Origin of the sequence: Paenarthrobacter sp. CM16, from assembly GCF_013179505.1 — a bacterium.
GTDB lineage: Bacteria > Actinomycetota > Actinomycetes > Actinomycetales > Micrococcaceae > Arthrobacter.
Genome location: NZ_JABMCX010000446.1, coordinates 1 through 2,668, shown reverse-complemented (window position 1 = coordinate 2,668; position 2,668 = coordinate 1). Strand labels below are relative to the sequence as shown.

Here is a 2,668-nt window from a genome sequence, read left to right as displayed (position 1 = left end):
GGCCCGACTATGTCGCATGAGAGCAGGATCTGTACTTCGAGTCCGCGGCCCGTTTCGCAGCGGATTCGGCTCGGCAAAGACGAGACTTGAGGCGTTACGTCTTCAGGGCTGCCGTGGAACGCTCAACAATCTTCCCCAGAAACCCGGGACTCACCGACACACTCTTGGCCGCGTTGCCAGCTGCTGCTCCTGTTGCCGGTGCGTCCACGACATGAAGCACGATCTGCCCTGCGGTGTCACGGATGATCCCACCCCACCGGATGAGATCACTGTTTTCGATGCCTTTGAGAACTGCATCAGTTATATCCAACGTTATCGTCGACAACGTCCGGCCCTCTCTTCTGATCGAAACAAGCTACCCTACGGAACAATTTCCGCGGTTATGGCACGCAACCATCCGTCGGTGGTCTCGCCCTTCATGGTAGCCAAACCCATTTCCACCACCATGTGAACCTTTTGGCCGTCGCGCCAGCCAGCCGTTGCCTTCTGGTCAATGAACACCATGATGTCGTTGGCGCCATCCATGGCCTTGAGGTTGATGAAGAATTCACCGTTCACACCTCTAGACCAGTATTCCGAAGTGAAAAGCTCACCGGTCAGCTCGAAACGGTCACCAACCTTCATGCCGCCCATCTTGGCTGAGTTGAGCATATCGAGCAGTTCATCGACCGTGATCGGCGTAGGGACAACGGGCACAGCCGAAGCTGTATCCAAGGGAACTGCAGCCGGCTCAACAGCAGACGGAGTGGCTGACTGCGAGGGTGCTTCCTGAACTGGAACAGCGGCTTCTTGTGAGGCACTTTGAGACGGTGCGGCTTCAACGGGTACAGCGGGATCATTTCCGCCTGTGCAGGCATCCAAGATAACAGCGAAAATGATCAACCCACAGATTACCTCGAGGCCATAAGACTTAAACCACTTATACTGCATCCCGGTTTCCAACTTTTCTGTATTTTTTCACCCTTGTTGCCCCAGCTTGATCCTGGTCATCGTTCCCATGCCACGGACAGTTTTCACCCTATTGGTCATTAACTTCATTCCTGTTGCAGCGCCCATGCTGTTCCCCCATCGAAGCTGGCCGTTCGCGCATTGAACTCCAACTGCGAGCATAGAGTCACTGCATCATCTCTCCAATTCGCGGGACGGAGACTCATCAAAACGAATGAAAAGGGCTGGGACGCCTTCTTATACCAGCCCATTCACCCTCTGAATATGAGTGTTCTCACGCTCGAAGAATCTACCAAGAGCCCATGATTGTTCATCAGCAACTCACCTTTGGTCGTTATGGCATATTGCGCCGAGGCCCCCTCCGGGATCACCTGCACATCCATGAAGTTCAGCTTGAATACTCTCTTTTGAAGCGGTCAGTTACCGGCCGGCGCCGTTTCGGCAATCGCATGAAAATCGGGGTCCACATGGATCGACAGGCGGCCGTCCTCCTCAGAGATCCGCGGCAGTTTCTCGTAAACACCGGAAACCCGTGGCTGCCCCACATCGGGTTTTGCCACGCGCGTCACGTTCTGCATCTGCGGGCCACTCTTAGGAGTGACAGGTAAACCCCGCTTGGCTGTTTTGCCCCCTGACCGAAGGATCAAACATGCGAGTTCGTGACAACCTGAAGACTGTACGACGCGGCCGACGCCGACTTAGTACCTTACTGGCGGTGCTGACATTGAGCGTTGGTGCCGTGTTGGGTTCTGCGCCGGCATCGGTGGCCTACGACTCGGGCGATTTTCATGTCTATACTCACGTGCAGAACGTCGGGTGGACGAGTAACAGCGGAACGGTCGGGCAAGGGCTACGGCTTGAAGCGATCCGCGTGTATCAGGTGAACACTCGTCAGTTTTGCGGTCGAGCGCACGTTGCCACACTGGGGTGGCAGGCCGTCCAGTGCACTTCAACCAGTAACAGGCAGATCATACTCGGGACCCAGGGGCGGGGCCTGGCGATTGAAGCGGTGGAGCTCTGGACCCCGAGCTACAACGTCGGGGCAACGGCACACGTTCAGAACATCGGCTGGATCCAGAAGGCGACCTCATACGCTGGACAGCACATCACAATCGGCACAACCGGCCAGGGTCTCCGGATGGAAGCTTTCGTGTTTGCTATAAAGTGAGCCTCCCCTGCCTGTTTCGAGAAACCACGGCGTAACCCCGCCCAGCCGTCGACTGCGCACCTTTGTCGTTCGGCTCAAGGTGTCCTTGAACAGCAGAAAACCCCTCCCAGTCAGCTGGGAGGGGTTTTCCATGTCGCGTCGACAACAGGATAGGGCCGTCGCTGCCGCCCGTTTCAATCGGATCTTCGGCCAACAGACTGAATAAGAACCCTGCCCGTGGCGACAAAGTGAAGCTGCCTCGAAGGGTCGGTGCCCGCCGGGCGTACCTCACTCACCAACAAGTTCAAGCACTCGCAGCTGAGTTCAAGTATCCCGAGTTTGTGGAATTCCTTGCCTACACCGGCCTGCGCTGGGGTGAAGCGACAGGGCTTAGGGTTGAGCACGTGGACAGGACCCGGCGGGCCTTGCCATCGCTGAGAACGCAGTCAACGTCAACGGTCACGTCGTCGTCGGGACCCCCAGATGCATGAAGCCCGGACTGTGGTTTATCCGGAATTTCTGGACCAGGCTGTTGAGGCTGCTTGCAACGGCAAGAAACGTGGGGCAGGCCTC

4 protein-coding genes are annotated in these 2,668 nt (G+C 56.9%); 1 reads left to right on the top strand and 3 read right to left on the bottom strand.

Features of this window, described 5'->3' with window-relative positions:
* Positions 1 to 94: 94 nt before the first annotated feature.
* The 3 genes from HP499_RS23220 to HP499_RS23210 form a co-directional block, all read right to left on the bottom strand.
* Positions 95 to 310, bottom strand: coding sequence for a hypothetical protein (locus HP499_RS23220; protein ID WP_172326418.1), 216 nt, complete (start codon positions 308 to 310; stop codon positions 95 to 97).
* Between the two features lie 50 nt (positions 311 to 360).
* On the bottom strand, positions 361 to 942 hold the full coding sequence (locus tag HP499_RS23215; protein WP_172326417.1) for a hypothetical protein: 582 nt from the start codon (positions 940 to 942) through the stop codon (positions 361 to 363).
* Positions 943 to 1,364: 422 nt separating this feature from the next.
* Positions 1,365 to 1,526, bottom strand: coding sequence for a hypothetical protein (locus HP499_RS23210; protein WP_172326416.1), 162 nt, complete (start codon positions 1,524 to 1,526; stop codon positions 1,365 to 1,367).
* A 71-nt stretch (positions 1,527 to 1,597) separates the two neighbouring features.
* On the opposite strand from HP499_RS23210, the gene HP499_RS23205 reads away from it, so the two are divergent.
* On the top strand, positions 1,598 to 2,116 hold the full coding sequence (locus HP499_RS23205; RefSeq protein WP_172326415.1) for a hypothetical protein: 519 nt from the start codon (positions 1,598 to 1,600) through the stop codon (positions 2,114 to 2,116).
* The last annotated feature ends 552 nt before the right edge of the window (positions 2,117 to 2,668 follow it).